At 64.4% G+C, this 24,534-nt stretch carries 20 protein-coding genes; 12 read left to right on the top strand and 8 right to left on the bottom strand.

The features are described 5' to 3' along the window. Positions 1–39 precede the first annotated feature (39 nt). Positions 40–1,638, top strand: coding sequence for a peptide chain release factor 3 (locus tag AC0L2X_RS18830; RefSeq protein WP_473600255.1), 1,599 nt, complete (start codon positions 40–42; stop codon positions 1,636–1,638). A 170-nt stretch (positions 1,639–1,808) separates the two neighbouring features. Here AC0L2X_RS18830 and AC0L2X_RS18825 read toward each other — a convergent pair whose 3' ends face one another. Continuing rightward, a complete protein-coding gene (locus tag AC0L2X_RS18825; protein WP_473557535.1) occupies positions 1,809–2,282 on the bottom strand; it encodes a VOC family protein in 474 nt (157 codons plus the stop codon). A gap of 290 nt (positions 2,283–2,572) precedes the next feature. Here AC0L2X_RS18825 and ilvD point away from each other — a divergent pair, with 290 nt between their 5' ends. The 3 genes from ilvD to AC0L2X_RS18810 all read left to right on the top strand — a co-directional run bounded on the left by ilvD (position 2,573) and on the right by AC0L2X_RS18810 (position 7,062). After that, a complete protein-coding gene (ilvD, locus tag AC0L2X_RS18820) occupies positions 2,573–4,417 on the top strand; it encodes a dihydroxy-acid dehydratase (RefSeq protein WP_473557538.1) in 1,845 nt (614 codons plus the stop codon). Positions 4,418–4,648: 231 nt separating this feature from the next. Then, positions 4,649–5,923 (top strand): amidohydrolase family protein, encoded by a 1,275-nt coding sequence (locus AC0L2X_RS18815; protein WP_473557540.1) that lies wholly within the window; start codon positions 4,649–4,651, stop codon positions 5,921–5,923. Positions 5,924–6,141: 218 nt separating this feature from the next. Then, complete coding sequence (locus tag AC0L2X_RS18810; protein ID WP_473557542.1) at positions 6,142–7,062, top strand: DMT family transporter; 921 nt, start codon at positions 6,142–6,144, stop codon at positions 7,060–7,062. Here the strand turns inward: AC0L2X_RS18810 and AC0L2X_RS18805 are convergent. Then, the gene (locus AC0L2X_RS18805) at positions 7,059–7,961 is read right to left on the bottom strand and encodes a phosphotransferase (RefSeq protein ID WP_473557545.1); all 903 of its coding nucleotides are present in this window, start codon (positions 7,959–7,961) and stop codon (positions 7,059–7,061) included. The two genes, AC0L2X_RS18810 and AC0L2X_RS18805, sit on opposite strands and share 4 nt — an antisense overlap. A 103-nt stretch (positions 7,962–8,064) precedes the next feature. Here AC0L2X_RS18805 and AC0L2X_RS18800 point away from each other — a divergent pair, with 103 nt between their 5' ends. Beyond that, a complete protein-coding gene (locus AC0L2X_RS18800; RefSeq protein ID WP_473557546.1) occupies positions 8,065–8,697 on the top strand; it encodes a class I SAM-dependent DNA methyltransferase in 633 nt (210 codons plus the stop codon). Positions 8,698–8,715: 18 nt separating this feature from the next. Here AC0L2X_RS18800 and AC0L2X_RS18795 read toward each other — a convergent pair whose 3' ends face one another. After that, on the bottom strand, positions 8,716–11,169 hold the full coding sequence (locus AC0L2X_RS18795) for a GcvT family protein (protein WP_473557548.1): 2,454 nt from the start codon (positions 11,167–11,169) through the stop codon (positions 8,716–8,718). Next, a complete protein-coding gene (locus tag AC0L2X_RS18790) occupies positions 11,166–12,050 on the bottom strand; it encodes a phosphotransferase (RefSeq protein WP_473557834.1) in 885 nt (294 codons plus the stop codon). The genes AC0L2X_RS18795 and AC0L2X_RS18790 overlap by 4 nt, the downstream gene beginning before the upstream one ends. A gap of 435 nt (positions 12,051–12,485) precedes the next feature. Between AC0L2X_RS18790 and AC0L2X_RS18785 the strand changes: the two genes are divergently transcribed. The 7 genes from AC0L2X_RS18785 to AC0L2X_RS18755 all read left to right on the top strand — a co-directional run bounded on the left by AC0L2X_RS18785 (position 12,486) and on the right by AC0L2X_RS18755 (position 20,020). Further along, positions 12,486–13,262: a DeoR/GlpR family DNA-binding transcription regulator gene (locus tag AC0L2X_RS18785; RefSeq protein ID WP_473557551.1), complete on the top strand. Its 777-nt coding sequence runs from the start codon at positions 12,486–12,488 to the stop codon at positions 13,260–13,262. A gap of 67 nt (positions 13,263–13,329) precedes the next feature. Further along, on the top strand, positions 13,330–14,256 hold the full coding sequence (locus AC0L2X_RS18780) for a LysR family transcriptional regulator (RefSeq protein WP_473600254.1): 927 nt from the start codon (positions 13,330–13,332) through the stop codon (positions 14,254–14,256). Between the two features lie 202 nt (positions 14,257–14,458). Beyond that, positions 14,459–15,613 (top strand): ABC transporter substrate-binding protein, encoded by a 1,155-nt coding sequence (locus tag AC0L2X_RS18775; RefSeq protein ID WP_473557555.1) that lies wholly within the window; start codon positions 14,459–14,461, stop codon positions 15,611–15,613. Positions 15,614–15,801: 188 nt separating this feature from the next. Then, entirely contained in the window at positions 15,802–16,797 is a 996-nt protein-coding gene (locus AC0L2X_RS18770; RefSeq protein WP_473557557.1) for an ABC transporter ATP-binding protein, read from the top strand. A gap of 14 nt (positions 16,798–16,811) precedes the next feature. Further along, positions 16,812–17,762, top strand: a complete 951-nt coding sequence (locus tag AC0L2X_RS18765) for an ABC transporter permease (protein WP_473557836.1) — start codon at positions 16,812–16,814, stop codon at positions 17,760–17,762. Continuing rightward, complete coding sequence (locus AC0L2X_RS18760; RefSeq protein WP_473557558.1) at positions 17,752–18,567, top strand: ABC transporter permease; 816 nt, start codon at positions 17,752–17,754, stop codon at positions 18,565–18,567. Before AC0L2X_RS18765 ends, AC0L2X_RS18760 begins: the two co-directional genes overlap by 11 nt. 25 nt (positions 18,568–18,592) lie before the next feature. Next, a complete protein-coding gene (locus AC0L2X_RS18755) occupies positions 18,593–20,020 on the top strand; it encodes a gamma-aminobutyraldehyde dehydrogenase (RefSeq protein ID WP_473557559.1) in 1,428 nt (475 codons plus the stop codon). Between the two features lie 123 nt (positions 20,021–20,143). Here AC0L2X_RS18755 and nhaA read toward each other — a convergent pair whose 3' ends face one another. The 4 genes from nhaA to AC0L2X_RS18735 all read right to left on the bottom strand — a co-directional run. Further along, positions 20,144–21,337, bottom strand: a complete 1,194-nt coding sequence (gene nhaA, locus AC0L2X_RS18750) for a Na+/H+ antiporter NhaA (RefSeq protein WP_473557562.1) — start codon at positions 21,335–21,337, stop codon at positions 20,144–20,146. A 91-nt stretch (positions 21,338–21,428) separates the two neighbouring features. Further along, on the bottom strand, positions 21,429–21,992 hold the full coding sequence (locus tag AC0L2X_RS18745) for an ActR/PrrA/RegA family redox response regulator transcription factor (protein ID WP_023676342.1): 564 nt from the start codon (positions 21,990–21,992) through the stop codon (positions 21,429–21,431). Between the two features lie 63 nt (positions 21,993–22,055). Beyond that, positions 22,056–23,381: an ActS/PrrB/RegB family redox-sensitive histidine kinase gene (locus AC0L2X_RS18740; RefSeq protein WP_473557564.1), complete on the bottom strand. Its 1,326-nt coding sequence runs from the start codon at positions 23,379–23,381 to the stop codon at positions 22,056–22,058. 89 nt (positions 23,382–23,470) lie between these two features. Continuing rightward, on the bottom strand, positions 23,471–24,534 hold a 1,064-nt coding region (locus AC0L2X_RS18735), incomplete at its 5' end, for an ATP-dependent helicase C-terminal domain-containing protein (protein WP_473600253.1).

The raw sequence follows: 24,534 nt of genomic DNA, 5'->3' as shown, positions 1-24,534 counted from the left end.
AAAAGCGCTGCTAGAAGCCCGCGCCACAGACAGGATTCCATGAAATTGGCTGAAGACATCGAACAAGCGGTATCGCGCCGCCGCACATTCGCGATCATCGCGCACCCCGACGCCGGCAAGACCACGCTCACCGAAAAGCTGCTTCTGTTCGGCGGCGCCATCCAGCTTGCCGGCGAGGTCAAGGCCAAGAAGGACCGCATTCAGACCCGGTCGGACTGGATGAAGATCGAACGCGAGCGCGGCATTTCGGTGGTCACCTCGGTGATGACCTTCGAATATGAGGATACCGTCTTCAACCTGCTCGACACGCCCGGCCACGAGGATTTCGCCGACGACACCTATCGCACGCTGTCGGCGGTCGACAGCGCCGTCATGGTCATCGACGCAGCAAAAGGCATCGAACCGCGTACGCTAAAACTCTTCGAGGTCTGCCGGCTGCGCGATATCCCGATCATCACCTTCGTCAACAAGATGGACCGCGAAAGCCGCGATCCGTTCGACATCCTCGACGAGATCGAGCAGAAGCTGGCGCTCGATACCGCGCCGATCACCTGGCCGATCGGCCGCGGCAAGACCTTTTCCGGCACCTACCATCTGGCGCTGAACGCGGTGCGCAAGGGTGACGCCGAGAAGGAGCGCACGCCGGTCAACGGTCCCGATTCCAACCGCGTCGCCGGCCTGTTGCCGGAGAACGACCGCGAGGCCTTCATCGAGGAGCTGGAGCTCGCGCGCGAGGCCTGTCGCCCGCTCGACCTCGAAGCTTTTCGCGAAGGCCATCTGACGCCGGTATATTTCGGCTCGGCGCTGCGCAATTATGGCGTGCGCGACCTGATCGAGGCGCTCGGCGCCTATGGGCCGCCACCGCGCGCGCAGGAGGCCGACAGCCGCAAGGTCGAGGCGACCGAGGACAAGATGACCTCCTTCGTCTTCAAGATCCAGGCCAATATGGACCCCAACCACCGCGACCGCATCGCCTTCGTCCGGGTCTGCTCCGGCAAGCTCGAGCGCGGCATGAAGGCCAAGCTGGTGCGCACGGGCAAGCCGATGAGCCTGTCGGCGCCGCAATTCTTCTTCGCCCGCACCCGTGTCACCGCCGACGAGGCATTCGCCGGCGATGTCGTCGGCATCCCCAACCACGGCACGCTGCGCATCGGCGACACGCTGACCGAGGGCGAGGAGATCCTGTTTCGCGGCGTGCCGAATTTCGCGCCTGAAATCCTGCGCCGCGTTCGCCTCGGCGACGCGATGAAAGCCAAGAAGCTCAAGGAAGCGCTGCACCAGATGGCCGAGGAAGGCGTCGTGCAGTTGTTCTCCCCGGAGGACGGCTCGCCGGCCATCGTCGGCGTCGTCGGCGCCCTGCAGCTCGACGTCCTGAAAGAGCGGCTGAACTTCGAATACACACTGCCGGTCGATTTCGAGATGTCGCGCTTTTCCGTCTGCCGCTGGATATCGGCCGACGACAGGGCAGAGCTCCAGCGCTTCATCGAGGCGCATCGCGGCGACATCGCCCGCGACCTCGACAACGATCCAGTGTTCCTCGCCCAGCACACTTTCTCGCTCAACTACGAGGCCGAGCGCTGGAAGGCGATCCGCTTCGCCGCGGTCAAGGATTATCAGGTGCGCGATAGAGCGGCTTGAGCTACTGGTTTTCCCTTCTCCCCTTGTGGGAGAAGGTGTCGCCGAAGGCGACGGATGAGGGGTGTCCAGAAAACACCAATGTCTCATTCCGTCCAGCACCCCTCAACCGTCTCGGCGCTTCGCGCCGATCCACCTTCTCCCACATGAGGAGAAGGAAAGATCGCGTTCGTTCACCCTCTGGCTGCCTCTTCGATCTTGGCGATGTCGATCTTGCTCATCTGCATCATCGCCTGCATCACGCGGCCGGCCTTTTCCCTGTCGGGGTCCAGCAGCAACCTGGGCAGCTGCTCGGGAACGACCTGCCAGGAGAGGCCGAATTTGTCCTTCAGCCAGCTGCACTGGCTGGGCTCGCCACCGCCAGCGATGAGCCTGTCCCAGAAATAGTCGACCTCCTCCTGCGTCTTGCAGTCGATGGAGAGCGAGACGGCCTGGGTGAACTTGAATTGCGGCCCACCGTTGAGTGCCTGAAACTGAACGCCGTCGAGCTCGAATGAGACCATCAGCACCTTGCCCTCATTATCGCCGCTGCCCTTGGGCCAGCGCAGCACGCTCAGCACCTTCGAATTCTTGAAGATGGAGACGTAATGGTTCATGGCCTCCTCGGCCTGGTCGTCGAACCACAGGCAGGTGGTGATCTTTTGCATTTGCTTGCTCCTCGGGCTGGTCTTGGCTTTGTTTTCACTCGCAAAACGGCCGGCTGGCTATTGATGCCCGGTCCCGCCGTCTGCCTAAGGACGCTCGAGCAAAACCCGATCCGACAGCACCTCTGACTTTTTTACGGTCTGGACCGGCTGCGTCCTTGGCTGGCCGCTCGTTCCGCACCCTGGCGCAGCGCAAAATTGTGGCCAGACCGGAGCGTGGCGTCTATAAGGCCTGCGGCTCAATTCCGGTTTTCCGCGCCTTTGGGCGCGACGCAGACAGCAAGGACAGTTCAATGCCCGCCTACCGTTCCCGCACCACCACCCATGGCCGCAACATGGCCGGCGCCCGCGGCCTGTGGCGCGCCACCGGGATGAAGGATTCGGATTTCGGCAAGCCGATCATCGCCGTGGTCAATTCCTTCACCCAGTTCGTGCCCGGCCATGTCCATCTGAAGGACCTCGGCCAGCTGGTTGCCCGCGAGATCGAAAAGGCCGGCGGCGTCGCCAAGGAGTTCAACACCATCGCCATCGACGACGGCATCGCCATGGGCCATGACGGCATGCTGTATTCGCTGCCGTCGCGCGAATTGATCGCCGACTCGGTCGAATACATGGTCAACGCGCATTGCGCCGACGCGATGGTCTGCATCTCGAATTGCGACAAGATCACGCCCGGCATGTTGATGGCGTCGCTGCGCCTCAACATCCCGACTGTCTTCGTCTCCGGCGGGCCAATGGAGGCCGGCAAGGTCATACTCGCCGGCAAGAGCCAGGCGCTTGATCTGGTCGACGCCATGGTGGCGGCCGCCGACGACAAGATCTCCGACGAGGACGTTAAAACCATTGAGCGCTCGGCCTGCCCGACCTGCGGCTCCTGCTCGGGCATGTTTACCGCCAATTCGATGAACTGCCTGACCGAAGCGCTCGGCCTGTCGCTGCCGGGCAACGGCTCGACGCTGGCGACACACGCCGACCGCAAGCGGCTGTTCGTCGAGGCCGGCCACCTGATCGTCGATCTCGCCCAGCGCTATTACGAGCAGGACGACGACACCGCGCTGCCGCGCCGCATCGCCTCGAAGGGCGCCTTCGAGAACGCCATGACGCTGGATATCGCCATGGGTGGTTCGACCAACACGGTGCTGCATATCCTTGCCGCGGCACATGAGGGCGAGGTCGATTTCACCATGGAGGACATCGACCGGCTGTCGCGGCGGGTGCCGGTGCTGTGCAAGGTGGCGCCGGCCAAGGCAGACGTCCACATGGAGGACGTCCATCGCGCCGGCGGCATCATGGCGATCCTCGGCCAGCTGGATAGCGCCGGGCTGATAAACCGCGACCTGCCGACGGTGCACACGGCGAGCCTCGGCGAAGCGCTGGATCATTGGGATATTTCGCGCACCACCAGCCAGAATGTCCGCGACTTCTTCCTGGCTGCACCCGGCGGCGTGCCGACGCAGGTCGCCTTCAGCCAGGACCGCCGCTGGGACGATCTCGATCTCGACCGCGAGAAAGGTGCTATCCGCTCGGCCGAACATCCTTTCTCCAGGGACGGCGGCCTTGCCGTGCTCAAAGGCAATCTGGCGCTCGACGGCTGCATCGTAAAGACCGCCGGCGTCGACGAATCGATCCTGAAATTCACCGGCCCGGCCAGGGTGTTCGAAAGCCAGGACGCCAGCGTCAAGGCAATCCTGTCGAACGAGATCAAGGCGGGCGATGTCGTCGTCATCCGCTATGAAGGGCCGCGCGGCGGCCCGGGCATGCAGGAAATGCTCTACCCGACCAGCTATCTCAAATCGAAGGGCCTCGGCAAAGCCTGCGCGCTGATCACCGACGGTCGTTTTTCCGGCGGCACCTCCGGCCTGTCGATCGGCCATGTCTCGCCGGAAGCGGCGGAAGGCGGGCTGATCGGGCTGGTCAGGGAAGGCGACACGATCGAGATCGATATCCCCAACCGCACCATCAGGCTGGCTGTCGACGACGCCGAAATCGTCGGCCGTCGCGCGGCGATGGAGGCCAAAGGAACGGCTGCCTGGAAGCCCGAGGAAAAGCGCAAGCGCAAGGTGACGACGGCCTTGCGCGCCTATGCGGCGATGGCGACAAGTGCCGCCAGGGGGGCGGTGCGGTATGTGCCGGAATAGGGGCTTTTCCTTCTCCCCTTGTGGGAGAAGGTGGATTGGCGCGCAGCGCCAAGACGGTTGAGGGGTGCTGGACGGAGTGTCGTCGGCGCCAAGCTGGAACACCCCTCATCCGGCCGCTTCGCGGCCACCTTCTCCCGCAAGGGGAGAAGGGAAGGGCCGCGCCTGAAGGTTCCGCCTTGCGGCAGCACGCTGAATGGAAAGAAACGGCTTTTTTGAACGAGGTGGCGCTAGATGGATTTTGACCTTGTGGTGCGCGGCGGGACGCTGCCCGACGGCAGGATCGCCGATATCGGCATCGTCGGCGAAACGATCGCAGCGATAGAGTCCGAGCTGAACGTCAGCGCCGGTACGGCGATCGATGCCCATGGCAATCTGGTCTCGCCGCCCTTCGTCGATCCGCATTTCCATATGGACGCAACGCTTTCGCTCGGCATTCCGCGCATCAATGTCTCGGGCACGTTGCTGGAAGGCATCTCGCTTTGGGGCGAGCTGAAGCCGCTTCTGACCCACGAAGCGGTGCGCGACCGTGCACTTGCCTATTGCGACTGGGCGGTGTCGATGGGCCTGCTCGCCATCCGTACCCATGTCGATGTTTGCGACGACCGCCTGCTGGCGGTCGAAGCGCTGCTCGACGTGAAGAAGACGGTTGCCCCCTATATCGACCTGCAACTGGTCGCCTTCCCGCAGGACGGGCTCTATCGCTCGCAGACAGCGCACCAGAACACCGTCCGCGCGCTCGACATGGGTGTCGATGTGGTCGGCGGCATCCCGCATTTCGAGCGCACAATGGCCGACGGCACGCGCTCCGTCACCGAGCTCTGCGAGATCGCCGCGAAGCGCGGCCTGATGGTCGACCTGCATTGCGACGAGACTGACGATCCGCTGTCGCGCCACATCGAGCAACTAGCCTATGAGACGCAGCGCCTGGGATTGCAGGGCAGAGTGGCCGGCTCGCACCTCACCTCAATGCATTCGATGGATAATTACTACGTCTCGAAACTGCTGCCGCTGATTGCCGAGGCCGGCGTTTCGGCGATCCCCAATCCGCTGATCAACATCATGCTGCAGGGCCGCCACGACACCTTTCCCAAGCGCCGCGGCCTGACGCGGGTCAAGGAGATGCTGGCGCAAGGCATCCGCGTCGGCTGGGGCCAGGATTGCGTGCTCGACCCCTGGTATTCGCTGGGCACCGCCGACATGCTCGACGTCGCCTTCATGGGCCTGCATGTCGCGCAGATGTCGAGCCCGGCCGAGATGGCGCGCTGTTTCGACATGGTCACCAACGTCAATGCCGCCATCATGGGCCTCGACCACCTCGGGCTGGCCGTCGGCAAGCGCGCCAGCCTGGTCGTTCTCGATGCCGGCAACCCGGTCGAGGCGCTGCGGCTGCGCCCCGAGCGTCTCTGCGTCATTGCCAGGGGCAAGGTGGTGGCCGAGCGGAGCCGGCTGGACACGCGGCTTTCGATCGCCGGAAGGCCGGGCACAGTGAACCGGCGCCACGCTTAAAGCGCGTCGCGCTCGACCGGCCTCATGCGACGCGCTTTAAGTTCCTGTTTTGATGCATGTCGTTGTCGCAAAACCGCTGCACACTTTTGCGCGACATGCATTAGTCCAGCCGATTTCCGGCGCTGGTCTTACCGAATTCTCGATTTTCGCCTCGTCATGGCCGCAGCTTGCGACTACGACGCGGGTCACCGTAGCCACGGTGAGGAACCGGTAACGGAATGGCGCAGCCCGCGACCCAGAATTCGACGATCAGGAATGTGCTGCTGGCCGGCATCCTGCTGATGCTCGCCGGCGATTTCCTGTTTGCGTTGAACGACGCGATGGGCAAGTGGCTGGTTGCCAGTTTTTCCGTCGGCCAGGTCGTGCTGATCCGCTCGATCGGCGCTTTTTTCATACTCGGGCCGATGATCGCACATCAGGGTGCGGCCAAGCTGTTTCGCATGGAGCGGCCCGAGCTGCAGCTGCTTCGCGTGGTGATGACGACGCTCGACACGGCGCTGTTCTACGCGGCGGTCGTCTATCTGCCGCTCGCCGACGTGATGAGCTTCTACATGGCCGGGCCGATCTATGTGGCGGCGCTGTCGCACTTTTTGCTCGGCGAAAGGGTCGGCTGGCGCCGCTGGGGGGCTATCCTGGTCGGTTTCTGCGGCGTGCTGATCATGCTGAAGCCGTCCTCGGCCGCGCTCTCGCTGTCGTCGATATTTGCGCTCGCCGGCAGCATTTCCTTTGCCTTCGCCATCATCCTCAATCGGCGGCTGCGCGGCACCAGCGACACGTCGCTGGTCACCTGGCAGACCATCGGCACGCTGCTGGTCGGCGCTGCGTTGACCATCGGCACCTGGAAGACGCCGTCCTCGCTCGATTTCGGCGCCATGCTGCTGCTCGGCATCGTCTCCTGCGGCGCGCATCTGATGATCACCAGGGCGTTGAAGCTGGCGCCGGCCTCGACCTTGGCGCCGCTGCATTACAGCCTGCTGTTGTGGGCAGTGGTCTTCGGGCTCGCCTTCTTCGGCGACGTGCCTGGGCCGCGCATCCTGATCGGCTCGGCCATCGTCGTGCTGGCCGGCCTGTTCATTTTCCATCGCCAGAAGGTGGTCGACACCGTGCCACCAGAAAACGTGCCGAAGGGTGTGAATTAACCCCGGCGCACCGCCGCGAGATGCCGCGAAAACTCCGGCGTCTCCATCAGTGCCTTGCAGCGTGCAAACCGGCCGTCGGCATAGGCGCGAAAGTCGTCGGCCGGATTTTTGTTGGCAAGCTGGATCAAGCCCCACAGCGTCCACAACAGGTCGCACATCGCCTTGTAAATGACGATGCGGCCGCGCTCGGCCGGTCTTGGCTCGCCGCCGAAATAGGCCAGCATCATTTCCTCCTCCTGCGCGGCGTCGAATTGCCCTTCGACGCTGAGGTCACCGAGATCCCAGAGCGGATCGTTCATGCCGGAATATTCCCAGTCGACGATCCACATCCTGTCGCCAGTATCGAGAAAGTTCTCGCAGAGCGGATCGCAGTGGCAGGCGACGATCGGCAGAGGATAAGCCGCGAGTGCCGAGCGCACGGTTTCCGCTTCGCGGACCACATCGTGATAGCCGGAAGGCAGGGCGACGTCCTTGGTCGACAGCACTTTCAGATAATCGTCGATCATCGCAAACAGCTCGAAGCGGAAGGGGAACACCGCGCCGGATGTGTGCAGTTTGCCAAAGGCCTTGCCGGCGCGTGCCGGGCTACCCGGTCGGGTCTTGAATTTTTCCGGCGACATCGTCTCGGCGCCGGCGATGAAGCGGGTCACCAGCACGCCAGTCTCGGCATCGACATGCAGCACTTCGGGGCTGACGCCGGCCCTCGCCGCCTCCCGCGCCGCCACTGCCTCGTTGGCGCGGTTGATGTATTCCTCGGTACCCTTGCCGGGGATACGCAGGCAGAAATCCTTACCCCTGAAGACGAGGTTGGTGAGGCCACCGAGCCGTTCCAGCGGGCCGTCATAGCCGGCCAGCATCGGAATGGCCGCAAGTGCGGCGCGTGCCTGGTCGTCCGCCATGGCTTTCGCTCCTTTCCCCGTGTTATTGCGACGATGACGGTTCCACAGTTTTCGCCGTTTGGCTATGATCGCATTACGGATCGATACCAGGCGACGGAAAGCGATGACGGACAGCAAACAGCAGAGCGCGCTCGCCGCAGCCTACGCGGCGAAGCGGCCGGAAGACGTCGCGGCGCTCTACGACAGGTGGGCCGGCACTTATGACGCCGACATGTCGGCGGCCGGCTACCGCCATCCGACCATCTGCCTTGCCTTGCTGACCCGCCATCTGCCGCGCGGCGCAGCACCTCTGCTCGATGCCGGCGCCGGCACCGGGCTCATCGGGGAATGGCTTGCCATCACCGGTTATCCGCAGGTCGAAGCCCTCGACATCTCGGAAGGCATGTTGGCGCAAGCCGCGCGCAAGGGCGTCTATTCGGCGCTGCACTGCCTGGCGCTTGGCGGACCGCTGCCCTTCGTGGACGATGCCTATGCCGGGATCATCTCAGCCGGCGTCTTCACGTCCGGCCATGTCGGGGCCGAGGGTCTGGACGAGCTGATCCGCATCTGCCGGCCGGGCGGGGTGATCGTGCTGACAGTGAAGAACACGCTGTGGGATTGCGGGTTTGCCGCCCGGATCGCCGAGCTCGAGGCGCAAGGCACCGTCACGCGCGCCGAAGAGACGCCGCCCTATGTTTCGATGCCAGGCGAGGCCGATACCGTGCCCAGCCGGGGGCTGGTGCTCATCGTGAACTGAGGCTGAAACCGGAAGGCTCTACGCCTTCACCTTTGCTCCCGTCGGATCGTAAAGCGGCTCGAGATGGATCTTAGCCGGCGTCCGTTCCATTGCGACCACGAGCTCGTAGTCGCCGGAGGCTAGGAAATCATCGCTGACGCCATCGGCATTGCGCACATAGCCGTAGCCGATGTTCTTGCCGATGGTGTAGCCATAGCCGCCGCTGGTGAGATAACCGACGGCGTCGCCGTTGCGCAGGATGGTCTCGCGCCCGAGCAGCACGACATCCGGATCGTCGACAGTGAAGCCGGCAAAGCGTTTCCTGAGCGTCGAGCCATCGAGCTTTTCAAGCGCCCGCCGGCCGAGGAAATCGGTGTTCTTCCTGAGCTTCACCGCCCAGCCGAGGCCGGCCTCCTGCGGCGTGTCGTTGGGTGTGATGTCGGCGCCCCAGGCGCGGTAGCCTTTTTCCAGCCGCAGCGATTCCAGCGCCCGGTAGCCGACCGGGCGAATGTCGTGGACAGCGCCCGCCGTCATTAGCGCATCGAAAACCTCGCCCGTCGCCGCGATCGGCGCATGCAGTTCCCAGCCGAGTTCGCCGACATAGGTGACGCGCAGTGCCCGCACGGCGTGGCCGGCAATGGCGATCTCGCGAACATGGCCGAACGGAAAGGCGGCGTTCGAGACGTCGGCATCGGTCACCGCTGACAGCACCTCACGGGCGCGCGGCCCCATCAGCGACAATGTGCCGAAATCCTCGGTGACGTCGGTCAGCGTCACGTCGAACTCTCTGCCGATATGATCGGCAATCCAGGAGAAATCATGCGTGCGGAAACCGGTACCGGTGACGATATAGAATTTCTCCTCACCGAGCCTCGCCACGGTCAAATCGGCCTCGATGCCGCCGCGCGTGTTGAGGAGTTGCGTGTAGGTCAGCCTGCCGACCGGCTTGGCGACGTCATTGGCGCAGATCCAGTCCAGCGCCTTCAGCGCGTCCACTCCGGTCATTTCGTATTTGGCAAACGACGATTGGTCGAAAATGCCGATCTTTTCGCGCACATGGCGATGTTCGTCACCGACGGGTGAAAACCAGTTCTGCCGGCCCATCGAATAGACGTCTTTCGGCTCGACGCCCTCCGGCGCGAACCAGTTCGGCCGCTCCCAGCCGAGTTTCGAGCCGAACACGGCGCGATGTTTTTGCAGCCGCTCGTACAGAGGCGAGACGATGCGAGGCCGGCCGCTGACATATTCCTCATGCGGGAAGCCGATCGTGTAGTGCTTGCCATAGGCTTCCAGCGTGCGGTCGCCGACCCATTTCCTGTCGCGATGCAGATCGGAGAAGCGGCGGATGTCGACCACCCACAAATCGAGCGGCGCCTCGCCGTCAACGACCCATTGCGCCAGCACCCAGCCGGCGCCGCCGCCGGACGCGATGCCGAAGGCATTGAAGCCGGCGCCGACGAACATATTGGGGCATTCCGGCGCCACGCCGAGGATGAAATTGCCGTCCGGCGTAAAGCTCTCCGGCCCGTTGATCATCTGCTTGACGCCGGCATTGGCGAGCGCCGGGACACGCTCGATCGCCTGGCTCATATGCTGCTCGAAATGATCGTAATCATCGTCGAACAGCCGGAACTCCCAATCGTCCGGCACATCGCCGCCCGGCAGACCGGTCGTCCACGCCTGCGGGTTCGGCTCGTAGCCGCCCATCACCAGCCCGCCGACCTCCTCCTTGAAATAGGTGCGGCGGTCGGGGTCGCGGATCGTCGGCGCGTCGGTCGCCAACCCGTCGATCCTCTCGGTGATGATGTACTGGTGCTTCACCGGCTGCAGCGGCACGTTGATACCGGCCAGCGCACCGACCTGCCGCGCCCATTGCCCGGCGCAGTTCACCACCTTGTCGCAGGCGATATCGCCCTTGCTGGTCTTCACCGCGGTGATGCGGCCGTCTCTCATTTCGAAGCCGGTGACCCGCACCTCCTCGAACAATTTTGCGCCATGCATGCGCGCGCCCTTGGCCAGCGACTGGGTGATGTCGGAAGGGCTTGCCTGACCGTCGCTGGGCAGCCAGGAGGCGCCGACGAGGTCGCCGGTTTCCAGCAGCGGCCACATTTCCTTGACCTCGGCCGGCGACAGCAAATGCATATCCATGCCGAAGCTCTTTGCCGTCGTTGCCAGCCGCTTATACTCGGTCCAGCGGTCGGCATTGGTGGCGAGGCGCAGGCAGCCGGTCATCTTCCAGCCGGTGGCGAGGCCGGTTTCGGCCTCCAGCCCCTTGTAGAGATCGACCGAATATTTGAGCACGCGCGTGATCGACGCCGACGAGCGCAGCTGGCCGACCAGCCCGGCAGCATGCCAGGTCGAGCCCGACGTCAGTTTGCCCTGTTCGAGCAGCACGACTTCGGCCTTGTGGTCGCGCGCCAGATGATAGGCCGTCGAACAGCCGATGATGCCACCGCCGATGACGACGATCCCGGCCTGGGACGGCAAGGTCATGTCCCCGTCCCGTATTTTGTCCTGTAGTTTTCCAGGGCGGCTTCGAGCCGCGTCAGATTTTCGTCGGCGTAGGCGGCGTAGTCGACGCCGGGCGCGTCGAGGTAAAGCTCGGAAACCATGCCCCACATCGCCTCACGCAGCAGCGAGGCACATTGCATGGCGGCGTGCGAGCGCCGTATCGCCGGGTCCGGCTCCTTCATGAAATAGGCGGTCAGGAAGGCGAAGGACTCCTCGTCGCTCATGCCGGCATTCGACGCCGCGCCGGCAAGGTCGAACATCGCGGTGTTGAAGCCTGCATATTCGAAATCGATGAGCCACAGCCTGTGACCGTCGTCGATTATGTTAGCCGGCAGAAGATCGTTGTGGCCGAAGACGATTGGCAGCAGTTTTTGCGCGCGCTCGAGCTCGTCCGCCAGCGTCAGCAGGCGCGGCAGTTCGCCCAGCTTGCGGCTGCGGCCTTCCTCCAGCGTGCGCGCATAGTCGCGAATGACGTGAAACACCCAGAACATGAAGCCGGCGCCGGAGACATGACCGGGCATCTCCCGGTGGAAACCGCGCAGCAACGCGGCAACGCGGCCGAGATCGGCGCGCACGTCTTGCGCGACATAGGCCTTGGCGCCGAGATACTCCGTCACCATGACGCCGGGTCCGGTGTAGCGGACGGCGGGAGCGAAGCCTGCCGCGTGCGCTGCTCGCGCGGTCATCATCTCGCGCTCGCGAAAGACATGGTGGAACGGATAATCCTGGCCGATCCGCACGACGTGCCGCCCGGCCGCGTCCTTGACCAGATAATTGGCATTGCTCAACCCGCCCGGCAGCGGCGCGATGTCGATGCTGCCGGTCCAGCAAGGCAGCGCACGGATGCGGTCTTCGACAGTCACGATCTCGTCCAACATTGGGTCAATTTTCTACGCATGTCACGGCTGGCCAGCGATGACAATCGGACGGAGGAATGGCGGCAACGCGAAGATCTCGTCGGTGCAGATCCCGGGATCGGTATCCCGCACCGCACCGACGAGCCCCTTTGTGCCGGGTTCTTCGACGCCGGCATCCGCCCCCGCGGATCCTGAATTTCGGCACCCTTGCACCCGACGATCTCCCGGGCGTTCGGGCAGGCGATTTTTCGTGCGGCTCAGCCGTCGTCCTCCGTTCCGAGCCTGTCACAGCGATAATGTCGCGCCACGCTGGAGACGTTGTCAACGCGAAATTGTGGTGTTTTCTGGTTTTTTGCCCGAATTTTGCTAAATTCCTTGGAGTTAGTGGCATTTATGCCGTAGAAACGGTCAATATTGCAACAATCCGGCCGGATGGAACCGATGGTCCACTCGAAGCGGCATGGCGAAATCCTGCGCCTCCTCAAGGAGGAAGGCACTGTTACCATTGCCAGCCTGGCCGACCGGCTGGGCGTCTCGCTGGAGACGGTACGCCGCGACGTCAAGCCACTGACCAGCGACGGTTCCATCCTCAAGATGCACGGCGCCGTCGGCCTGCCGTCGATTGCCGGTGAAGCGCCGTTCGAGCGGCGCATGCGCGAGAACGCCGATGCCAAGCGGGCAATTGCCCGCATGGTCGCCGCCACCATCCGCGACGGCGAATCGATCATGCTCGACACCGGCACCACCACCTCATTCCTGGCCCGGGAACTGCTCGGCCACCGGCGGCTGACGGTCGTCACCAACTCCTCCGACATCGCCCGCACACTGGCCACCGTCAACGGCAACAAGGTCTATATGGCCGGCGGCGAGCTACGCAGCGATTCCGGTGCTGCCTTTGGCGTCTCGGCCATCGAATTTGTCAGCCGCTTTTCCGTCAGCCATGCGGTGATATCGACCGGTGCGGTCGATGCCGTCACCGGCGTCATGGACTATGATTTGGAAGAGGCCGAATTCGCCCGCATGGTGCTGTCGCGCGGCCAGCGCTCGCTTGTCGTCACCGACCACAGCAAATTCGGCCGCCAGGGCCTTGTTCAGGTCTGCGGCTTCGGCGGCTTTTCCGAACTCGCGACCGACCGGCCGCCGCCGCACGACATCGCCGCCACCCTCGCCCAGGCCGGCGCGCGGCTCAGCATTGCGGACGGCGGAAGCGAGGGCTGAGCTCTATCGGGAGATCGGCACCAGCATCCCACTTCCCAGCGCCGCCTCTGCCGTGTTTAGTCCAGCCATGGCTTTCACCATCCGCCAATTGCAGTTCTTCATCGCCGTCGCCGAGCAGGGCACAGTGTCGGGCGCCGCCCAGAACCTGTCGATCTCACAATCCTCGGTCACCGAAGCGATCAAGGAGTTGGAGCACGATCTCGGCGTCGAACTGTTCGAACGCCATCCGCGCGGCCTGAACATCACCCACAAGGGTCACCAGTTCCTGCGCCATGCGAGAAAGATCCTGGCCGACGTTTCCGATGCGCGCCGCGCCTTCTTCGGCCAACGGATCGCGGCAAGCGGGCGGCTGCAACTTGGCGTCACCTCGCTGGTCGCCGGCTATGTGCTGTCCGATCTTCTTGCCCGCTATCGCCGCGCCTATCCGGGTGTCGAAGTCTCGGCGATCGAGGACAATGGCGACTATCTCGAGCACCTGTTGATTGGCGGCAAGCTCGACATTGCCGTCATGGTCACCTCGAACCTGCGCGACCGCACGGCACTGCAGTCCGAAATCCTCGAAGTCTCGGCCTACCGGCTGTGGCTGCCGCTCGGCCACCCCTTGGCCGGCGCCGACATCATCGGCATCGGCGACATCGCCTCGGAACCGCTGATCATGCTGACCGTCGACGAGATCGAGGAGAATACCGGAAAGCTGCTGACGGCGATCGGCGCCAAGCCGCACGTCGCCTTCCGCACCCGCTCGGTCGAAGCGGTGCGCAGCCTCGTCGCTACCGGCGCCGGCGTGGCACTGCTGCCCGACCTCGTCTACCGGCCATGGTCGCTGGAAGGCGACCGCATCGAATCGCGCGATATTTCGGGGTCGTTGCCGGTCGTCCAGGTCGGCATGGTCTGGCGGCGCGGCTCCGGCCTGCCGCAGGCAGCGCGCGACTTCATCGGACTCGCCCAGTCGCACCGCATGGTGCGCCAACGGCCCGAGAAGATCGGCCGCTGACGTATCGGAAAAACCGATATCGGCTTTCTGATAAATGAATTTGCGAAACCGGAATTTTCGCAGCACTTTTCGATCAGGGAACAAAGCTGCCGCCGGAGCACGGCCCTTCAGAGCCGCGCATCCAACGTTTTTGAACGGGCGCATGATCTTCTTCCGAAAACCGAAACCGGTTTCGAGGTCATGCAAAAATGGGAGATCGACGATGAATTCATTGCTGAAATCATGCACTGCCTTGACGGTCGCGCTGAGCTTCTCCGGCCAGGCCATCGCCCAGGTCAAGGAGCTCGGCAAGGGCGAAGGCGAGGTCAATATCGTCGCCTGGCCGGGCTATATCGAGCGCGGCGAAACCGACAAGGGCTATGATTGGGTCACTTCGTTCGAAAAGGAAACCGGCTGCAAGGTCAACGTCAAGACCGCCAACACTTCCGACGAGATGGTCTCGCTGATGAACGAAGGCGGCTTCGACCTGGTCACCGCCTCGGGCGATGCCTCGCTGCGCCTGGTCGCCGGCAAGCGCGTCCAGCCGATCAACACCGACCTCATACCGAGCTGGAAGACGGTCGACGACCGGCTGAAGGATGCGCCCTGGTTCACCGTCGGCGGAGTCCATTACGGCGTCCCCTATCAGTGGGGGCCGAATGTGCTGATGTACAACACCGAAGTGTTCAAGGAGGCGCCGAAGAGCTGGAACGTGGTCTTCGAGGAAATGAAGCTTCCCGACGGCAAGTCGAACAAGGGCCGCGTCCAGGCCTATGACGGGCCGATCCACATCGCCGACGCCGCCAATTACCTGATGGCTCACAAGCCGGAGCTCGGCATCAAGGATCCGTACGAACTGACCGAGGACCAGTACAAGGCCGCGCTCGACCTGCTGCGGGTCCAGCGTACGCTGGTCGGACGCTATTGGCACGACGCCGCCATCCAGGTCGATGATTTCCAGAACGAAGGCGTCGTCGCCTCCGGTTCTTGGCCCTACCAGGTCAACACGCTGATCGCGGCCAAGAAGCCGGTCGCCTCGACTATCCCCGAGGAGGGCGTTACCGGCTGGGCCGACACCACGATGATGGAGGCCGATGCTGCCCACCCGAACTGCGCCTACATGTGGATCGAGCATTCGCTGTCGCCGAAAGTGCAGGGCGACGTCTCCGCCTGGTTCGGTTCGCTGCCGGTGGTGCCCGCCGCTTGCAAGGGCAACGAACTGCTCGGCGAAGAAGGCTGCAAGACCAACGGCTACGACAATTTCGACAAGATCAAGTTCTGGAAGACGCCGGTCTCGAAATGCGCCACCCAGAACGATCAGTGCGTGCCCTATTACCGCTGGGTGTCGGACTATATCGGCGTCATCGGCGGGCGGTGAGTTCGTCTCACCTACTAAGCTCGGCGCTGCCCCTCACCCTTACCCTCTCCCCGTGAAGAACGCGGGGTCGCCAGCGTTGGAGCGCCTCCCTTCTCCCCGTCCACTATATGGGGAGAAGGCGCCGGCAGGCGGATGAGGGGCGGCGCAACCGCCTGAAATTTAATGAGCCTGACAGATCAGGACAGCCCATGACCTCCGCCGTTTCCTTCCAAAAAGTCTCCCGCCATTTCGGCAGCGTGCGTGCCGTCGACGCGGTCGATCTCGACATCGTGCCGGGCGAGTTCTTCGCCATGCTCGGGCCTTCCGGCTCGGGCAAGACGACGTGCCTGCGCCTCATCGCCGGTTTCGAGCAGCCGACGGGGGGCTCGATCTCGATCTTCGGCGAACGCGCCGAGGGCGTGCCGCCTTATCGCCGCAACGTCAACACCGTGTTCCAGGATTATGCGCTGTTTCCGCATCTCAACGTGCTCGACAACGTCGCCTATGGGCTGATGGTCAAGGGCGTCGGCAGACCGGAGCGGCAAAAGGCGGCGGAAGAGGCGCTGGCGCTGGTGCGGCTTCCCGGCTACGGCGCGCGTCGCCCCGGCCAACTTTCCGGCGGCCAGCGCCAGCGCGTCGCGCTCGCCCGGGCGCTGGTCAACCAGCCCAAGGTGCTGCTGCTCGACGAGCCACTTGGCGCGCTCGACCTCAAGCTTCGCGAAAACATGCAGGAGGAGTTGAAATCGCTGCAGAAGGCGCTCGGCATCACCTTCGTGTTCGTCACCCACGACCAGGGCGAAGCGCTGTCGATGGCCGACCGTGTCGCCGTGTTCAACGACGGCAAGATCATGCAGATCGGCACGCCGGAAGACATCTACCAGCGTCCCAAGACCCGCTTCGTCGCCGACTTCGTCGGCTCGTCCAACGTGCTGCCGCCGGATTTCGTCCAGCGCTATGCCGGCCAGCATCGCTGGGGGAGTCTCAGGCCCGAATCCATCCGTATTGGCCGGGCCAACGGCGAAGGCGTTGCCGCCCGCCTCGTCTCGACCAATTATCTCGGCGCCACGACAAGAGTGGCGCTCGATGCAGAGGGCTTGCGGCTGCATGCCATCGTCCCGGCGGGTGCTGCCTTGCCCCGGGAAGGCGAGGCGGTGGTGCTCACCTTCAACCGCGAGCATTTGCATTTGATGGACGAGCTGGGATGAGCCTTGACGCTGCCATGCCGCGGGCCACGGCGCCTGCCATCCTGCCGGGCAGTGGCGGGGTACGCGGCGCGCTCTCCGACCTCTTCTGGCGCCGGCCGCAATTCCTGCTCCTGCTCATGCTGCTGCCGCCGGTTCTGTGGCTCGGCATCGTCTATATCGGCTCGCTCTTCGCGCTGCTTTTGCAGAGTTTCTTTTCGATTGACGAGTTCTCCGGCCTCATCAACCGCGAGTTCACGCTGAAGACTTATGGCGACCTGCTGCAGGCCGCTAATCTCGACATCATCCTGCGCACGGTGACGATGGCGGCGCTGGTGACGCTCGCGTCGGCGGTCATCGCCTTTCCCATCGCCTATTACGCGGCGCGCTATGCGCGCGGCCGTTGGAAGGCGTTGTTTTATCTCGGCGTCATGCTGCCGCTGTGGTCGAGCTACCTGGTCAAGATCTATGCCTGGAAGCTGATCCTCGCCAAGGAAGGCATCCTGACCTGGCTGCTGGCCAAATTGCATCTTCTGTGGCTGCTTGATGCCTGGCTATCGCTGCCGGTCGTCGGCGGCAACTCGCTGTCGGTCTCCTCAACCGGCACCTTCATCGTCTTCGTCTATGTCTGGCTGCCCTTCATGATCCTGCCGGTGCAGGCCGCACTCGAGCGCGTGCCGGGCAATTTGGTCGAGGCCTCGTCCGATCTGGGAGCCTCGCCCGGCCAGACCTTCCGCAACGTGCTGTTCCCGCTGGCGCTGCCCGGCATCGTCGCCGGGTCGATCTTCACCTTCTCGCTGACGCTCGGCGACTACATCATCCCGCAGATCATCGGTACCTCGCGGCTGTTCATCGGCCAGGCCGTCTATTCGCAGCAAGGCACTGCCGGCAACATCCCGCTCGCCGCCGCCTTTACCGTGGTTCCCATCGTCATCATGGGCTTCTACCTCTGGGGCGCCAAGCGCATGGGGGCTTTCGATGCGCTCTGACCGTGGCCCATCCGCGCCTCTCGGCCTGAAGCTCGCCGCCACCGGCGGCCTGCTTTTCCTGCATTTGCCGATTGTGCTGATCTTCGTCTATGCCTTCACCACCGAGGAGAAGAGCTTCGTCTGGCCGCCGCCGGGGCTGACGACGCAATGGTTCGCCGTCACCTGGAACCGCCCCGACGTCTGGCAGGCGCTGTCGCTGTCGGTGCGCGTCGCGGCGATCTCGACCGCCATCGCGCTCGTCCTCGGCACGCTCTGCGCCGCCGCCGTGTCCCGCACAAAATTCTTCGGCCGCGAAACCATCTCGCTGCTGGTGATCCTGCCGATCGCGCTACCTGGCATCATCACCGGCATTGCGCTGCGCTCGGCCTTCGCGCTGGCCGAAATCCCGTTCTCGTTCTGGACGATCGTGCTCGGCCACGCGACCTTCTGCGTGGTCGTCGTCTACAACAATGCGGTCGCCCGTTTCCGCCGCACGTCCGGGTCGATGATCGAGGCGTCGATGGACCTCGGCGCCGACGGTTTCCAGACCTTTCGGCATGTCGTGCTGCCCAACATCGCAACCGCGCTGCTGGCCGGCGGCATGCTTGCCTTTGCGCTGTCCTTCGACGAGGTCATCGTCACCACCTTCACCGCCGGCCAGCAGCAAACGGTGCCGATCTGGATGCTCGAAGAGCTGATCCGTCCGCGCCAGCGTCCGGTCACCAATGTCGTGGCGATGGTCGTGGTCCTGGTGACGCTGCTTCCCATCCTCGCTGCCTATTACCTGACCCGCGACGGCGACCAGATCGCCGGTTCGGGCAAATGATCTCGTTCATAAGGGAGAGACTTCCATGGACACGCAGATGCTGATCGGCTCGAAATTCGAAAAAGGCACCGAGACCGAGGAACCGATCCTCAACCCGAAGACCGGGGGGACCATCTTCAATCTGCCCGAGGCCAGCCCAGCGCAGATCGAGGTGGCAGTGCTTGCCGCCGAAAAAGCCTTCGTCACCTGGTCGCGCACCACGCCGGCGCAGCGCGCCGGCTATCTCCTGAAGATCGCCGATCGCATCGAGGCTGCTGCACAGGATTTCGCGGCGCTCGAGGCGCTGAACTGCGGCAAGCCGATCAATGCCGTGCTCAATGACGAGATCCCGGCGATCGTCGACTGCTACCGCTTCTTTGCCGGCGCGGTGCGCTCGATGCCCGGCCAGGTCGCCGGCGAATACATTCCCGGTCACACCTCGATGGTCCGCCGCGACGCCATCGGCGTTGTCGCGTCGATCGCGCCGTGGAACTATCCGCTGATGATGATGGCCTGGAAGCTGGCGCCGGCGATTGCCGGCGGCAATACCGTCGTCTTCAAGCCGTCGGAACAGACGCCGCTGACTGCGCTCAAGCTGGCAAAAATCCTTGCCGAGATCCTGCCGGAAGGCGTCGTCAACGTCGTGCTCGGCCGCGGCGACAGCGTCGGCAACACGCTGATCAACCATCCGAAGGTCAACATGATCTCGATCACCGGCGACGTCGCCACCGGCAAGAAGGTGCTGCAGGCCGCCGCCAAATCGGTCAAGCGCACGCATCTCGAGCTCGGCGGCAAGGCGCCGGTCATCGTCTTCGATGACGCCGATCTCGGTGCGGTGGTCAACGGCCTGCGCGCCTTCGGCTATTACAATGCCGGCCAGGACTGCACCGCCGCCTGCCGCATCTATGCCGGCAAGAAGATCTACGACAAGCTCGTCGCCGACCTCTCCGCTGCGGTCTCAACCATCAAGTATGATCGCCCCGACGATACCGAGAACGAAATCGGGCCGCTGATCTCGCGCCGCCAGCGCGACCGCGTCTCGAGCTTCGTCGAGCGCGCATCCGAGCTCAAGCACATCGAGATCACCACCGGCGGCAAGCCGGGCGAGGGCTCCGGCTTCTTCTACCAGCCGACCGTCGTTGCCGGCGCGCTGCAGGAGGACGAGATCGTGCGCCGCGAAGTGTTCGGCCCGGTGGTCTCGGTCACCCGCTTTTCCGAAGTCGACGAAGCGGTGAACTGGGCCAATGATTCTGACTACGGCCTGGCGTCGTCGGTGTGGACCAAGGATGTTTCGCGCGCCATGGCGACGGCGGCCCGGCTGCAATATGGCTGCACCTGGATCAACACCCATTTCATGCTGACCAACGAGATGCCGCATGGCGGACTGAAGCAATCCGGCTACGGCAAGGACATGTCTCTCTACGCGCTGGAGGACTATACAGCCGTCCGCCACGTCATGGTTGCGCACGGGTGAGAAGCGGTCCGCGTAGCGGACGAAAAGCCAATTGCTTGGCTTTTCGAGCTTCGAACGCCCTGAGCCTGCGAAGGGCCGGGGGACGGTCGCGGGCACAAGGCGCCGGCTGAAAGCGCGGCGCGACTATTCTTCCGCCTCCTCCGGCTCGCCTGCGGCGGGCGCCACCAGCAGCACAGCGGCGCCGAGGAGCGCGGCAATAAAGGAGCCGGCGAGGATGCCGACCTTGACCGCGTCCTGCAGAGCGACGTCGCTGGCGAAGGCGAGCAGGCCGATGAACAGGCTCATGGTGAAGCCGATGCCGCAGAGCAGCGAAATGCCGACCATATGCAGCCAGCCGGCATTGACCGGCAGATCGGCGAAGCCGAGCCGGATGGCAAGCGCGGAAGACCCGAACACGCCGACCAGCTTGCCGGCGACGAGACCGGCGGCGACGCCGAGCGTCAGCGGCTCGGCCAGCGCGCCAGCGCTGAGACCGCCGAGCGAGACGCCGGCGTTGGCGAAGCCGAAAATCGGGATGACGAAAAAGGCGACGACTTTGTGCAGGCCGTGTTCGAGCCGGTGCAGCGGCGAATGGTCGAGATCGTGGCCGCTGCCGGGCGAGATCTTCAATGGGATGGTGAGGGCCAGTGCAACGCCGGCGAGCGTCGCATGGACGCCCGATTTGAGCACCAAAACCCACAGAACGATGCCGAGCAAGACGTACGGCAGCAGCGTCAGCACGCGCATGCGGTTGAGCACCACCAGCAGCGCGATGACGGCAAAGGCGGCGCCGAGATAGGCGAGCGAGAGGCCGCTGGTATAGAACACCGCGATGATGAGCACGGCGCCGAGATCGTCGATGATGGCAAGCGCGGTGAGGAATATCTTCAGCGAGCCGGGCACGCGGCTGCCAAGCAGCGACAGCACGCCGAGCGCAAAGGCGATGTCGGTGGCGGTCGGAATCGCCCAGCCGGACAGAGCGGCTGGATTGTTGCGGTTGATGGCGACGTAGACCAGTGCCGGCACCGCCATGCCGCCGGCGGCGGCGATGCCGGGCAGCACGCGGCGCGGCCAGGTCGAGAGCTGGCCGTCGAGCATCTCGCGCTTGATTTCCAGGCCGACCAGCAGGAAGAACACTGCCATCAGGCCGTCATTGATCCAGTGCGAGACGCTGAGCGGTCCGAGATAGGCATGGAGGGCGGAGAAATAAGCCTCGCCCAGCGGCGAATTGGCGACGATCAGGGCCAGGGCCGCCGCAGCCATCAGGATGAGGCCGCCGGCCGCCTCGCTGTCGAGGAATTCGCGCAGCATTGAGACCAGCCGCTTTTCGTCCTGCATGTCGCCTCCGTCATATCAGCGGCAAGGTCCGACACCGCCAAGCGATGATGCGCAAACAGCGCTGGCCGGGCAAGCCTGTAATGGGAGCCCTTTAGCGCGGCGCGCGCTTGGCGAGGATGCGTTGCAGCGTGCGGCGATGCATGTTCAGGCGGCGTGCGGTTTCCGAGACATTGCGGTCGCACATTTCGTAGACGCGCTGGATGTGTTCCCAGCGCACGCGATCGGCCGACATGGGATTTTCGGGCGGCGCTGCGCGTTCGCCCGCCGTGCGGGTCAGGGCGGCAAAGATATCGTCGGCATCGGCCGGCTTCGATAGATAATCGATGGCGCCGAGCTTTACCGCCGTCACCGCAGTGGCGATGTTGCCGTAGCCGGTGAGGATGATGGCGCGGGCATCGTCGCGCTTCTCGCGGATCGCGGCGACGACGTCGAGGCCGTTGCCGTCGGCCAGCCGCATGTCGACCACCGCATAGGCGGGCGGATTGGCGCGCGCCTTGGCAACCGCCTCCTCGACGCTCTCCGCCGTCTCGACCACGAAACCCCTGGTTTCCATGGCGCGGGCAAGCCGCGTCAGGAACGGCTTGTCGTCGTCCACGATCAGCAGCGAGGTGTCCTCGCCTTCGACCATTGCGCCAATCGTTTCGTCAGTACTCATCGTGCTGAAAATCCTGCTGCCTGATTTTTACGCAAATATAGTTTCGCAAGGCTATTGTCCAATTTAGGCCGTGTCGAACATGGTGGCCGAAGCCTGCTCGGGATTGAGGAAGACGCTGCGCGGCCACGATATCTGCACGATAGCGCCCTCGCCGGGCTCGCTCGAATTGCGGAAATCGAGCGTCGCGCCGGAGCGTTCGAGCAAGGTCTTGGCGATGAACAAGCCGAGGCCGAGGCCGCCGCCGGCTTCGGTGCCCTGGCGCGTCGACATATAGGGTTCGCCGATGCGGTCGATGATCTCCGGGGGAAAGCCCGGCCCGTCGTCGATGATCGAGAAGCTGACGGCGGCCTCATTCCATTTCCAGCGCACTGTCACACTTTTGCGGGCGAAGTCGACGGCGTTCTCGACCAGATTGCCGAGGCCGTAAATGACGCCGGGATTGCGCCGGCCCACCGGTTCCGGGCCGATGCGCTCGCCCGGCCGAAGCTTGATCGAAATGCCGAAATCGCGGTGCGGCGCCGTCACTTCCTCGACCAGCGAGGTCAGCGGCAGACGCGAGAGGTGCACCTCGCTCTCGGAGGAAAGGCTGGTCAGGCGCTTCAGGATTTCGCGGCAGCGCTCGCTCTGCGAACGCAGCAGCTTCACGTCCTCGCCGTATTTCGGATCTTCGCCAAGCGCCTTCTCCATCTCCTTGGCGACAAGCGTGATGGTGGCGAGCGGCGTGCCGAGCTCGTGCGCGGCGGCCGCCGCGAGGCCGTCGAGGGCCGAGAGATGCTGCTCTCGCTGCAACACCAATTCCGTGGCGGCAAGCGCGTTGGCAAGCAGCCGCGCCTCCTCGGCCACCCGAAAGGCATAGATCGCGGTAAAGGCGATGGAGCAGAACACCGCCATCCATATGCCGGCGACATAGACGAACGGCATCGCCAATGGCGCGCCCTCATGCCAGGGCAGCGGCAGGTGGTAAAAGACCAGCAGCGTCGCCGCCACGATCACCAGCGCGCCGAGCATGGCGGTCAGCCGCAGCGGCAGCGACGTCGCCGAGACGACGACGGGCACGGTCATCAGCAGCGAAAACGGATTGGTAAGGCCGCCGGTCATGTAGAGCAGGCCGGCAAGCTGCAGGCTGTCGAAGGTCAGGATGGCGAAGGCCGAGAACGGGGTAAGCCGATGCGCCGCCGGATAGCGGAAGGTCAGCAAAAGGTTCATCCAGGCCGAACAAGCGATCAGCGCAAAACACATGCTGACCGGCAGCGGAAATTTCAGCCCGTAAGCGACGACGAGCACGGTCAGGCTCTGGCCGACGATGGCAAGCCAGCGCAACCTGATCAGCGTATTGAGGCGCAGCCGCTGGCTTTGCTGGAAGTCGGGTGCGTGCAGAATGTTTATCATGGCCGACGATTATAGAGGGGAAACAGCCGGAGGTCTTTTCCGAAAACTGCCGAAGCTTGCCTTCCGTTCGGGATGACAGCCTCGAAGCATCAGGTACCGCGCGGCTTGGCGCGGCTGGTGGCGGCGGCGAGAAGCGGGTTCTCCGGCCAGACATGCTTGGGATAGCGGCCACGCATCTCTGCCCGCACATCGGTCCAGGAGCCGCGCCAGAAGCCGGGCAGGTCGCGCGTCGTCTGAATCGGCCGATGCGCCGGCGACAGCAATTCGAGCGTCAGCGGCACAGTGCCGTTGGCGATCGCGGGGTGCCGGTCGAGACCGAACAGCTCCTGCACGCGAACCGCCAGCACCGGCCATTCGCCGTCATAGCGGATCGGCAGCCGGCTGCCCGACGGCGCGTCGAAGTGGGTCGGCGCCAATGTGTCGATCTTGCGCTGCAATTCGTGCGGCACCAGCGTCATCAGGCCTTGCGATAGCACGCTGGGATCGATTGCCGCAAAGGATGCGGCGCCGGAAAGGAACGGCAGCAGCCAGTCGTCGAGGCGCTCGGCGAGCGCGGCATCGGAGACATCGGGCCATGGTGCGCCAAGGCCGCGATGCAGCCAGCCGAGCCGCTGCCGCAACATCTCCGCCTCCCTGTTCCACGGCAACAGGGACAGGCCGTGTTCGCGCAAGGCGCCGAGAATGGCGCTGTCTGCGTCGGCACCGGTCGGCGCCGGCAGCATGCGTTCGGACAACATGATGGCGCCGAGGCGAACCGTTTCGCGCACCCGCACCGCGCGCCTGTCGCGGTCGAAGCTCGCCTCGCGGCGGGTCTCGATCCTTTCCGCCAGCGCGGCACGGATGTCGGCCTCGTCGATGGCTGCCGCCGCGGTGATGCGGGCGTTGTGCGCCTTGCCCTGCAGGTCGGCGACGACAAGCCAGGTCTCGCCGGCCAGCGGATCGGAGGCGTCGAGCATGGCGCCCGAGCCGTTGGCCAGCACGAAGCGACCACGCTCGCCGCGCGCCTTGGCGACCCGATCCGGCCAGGCATGGATGAGGAGAGCGCCGGCATTACCCTCCCCCTTGAGGGGGGGGGGGGGGGGGGGGGCGTGGGGCGGCACGCGCGGGGGGCGGGGGGGGGGGGGGGGGGGGGGGGGCGGCCCCCGGGGGCCCC

This window comes from Mesorhizobium sp. WSM4828, assembly GCF_055811175.1.
The sequence above is the reverse complement of the archived record's forward strand: the minus strand, read 5'-3'. Positions and strand labels throughout refer to the sequence as shown.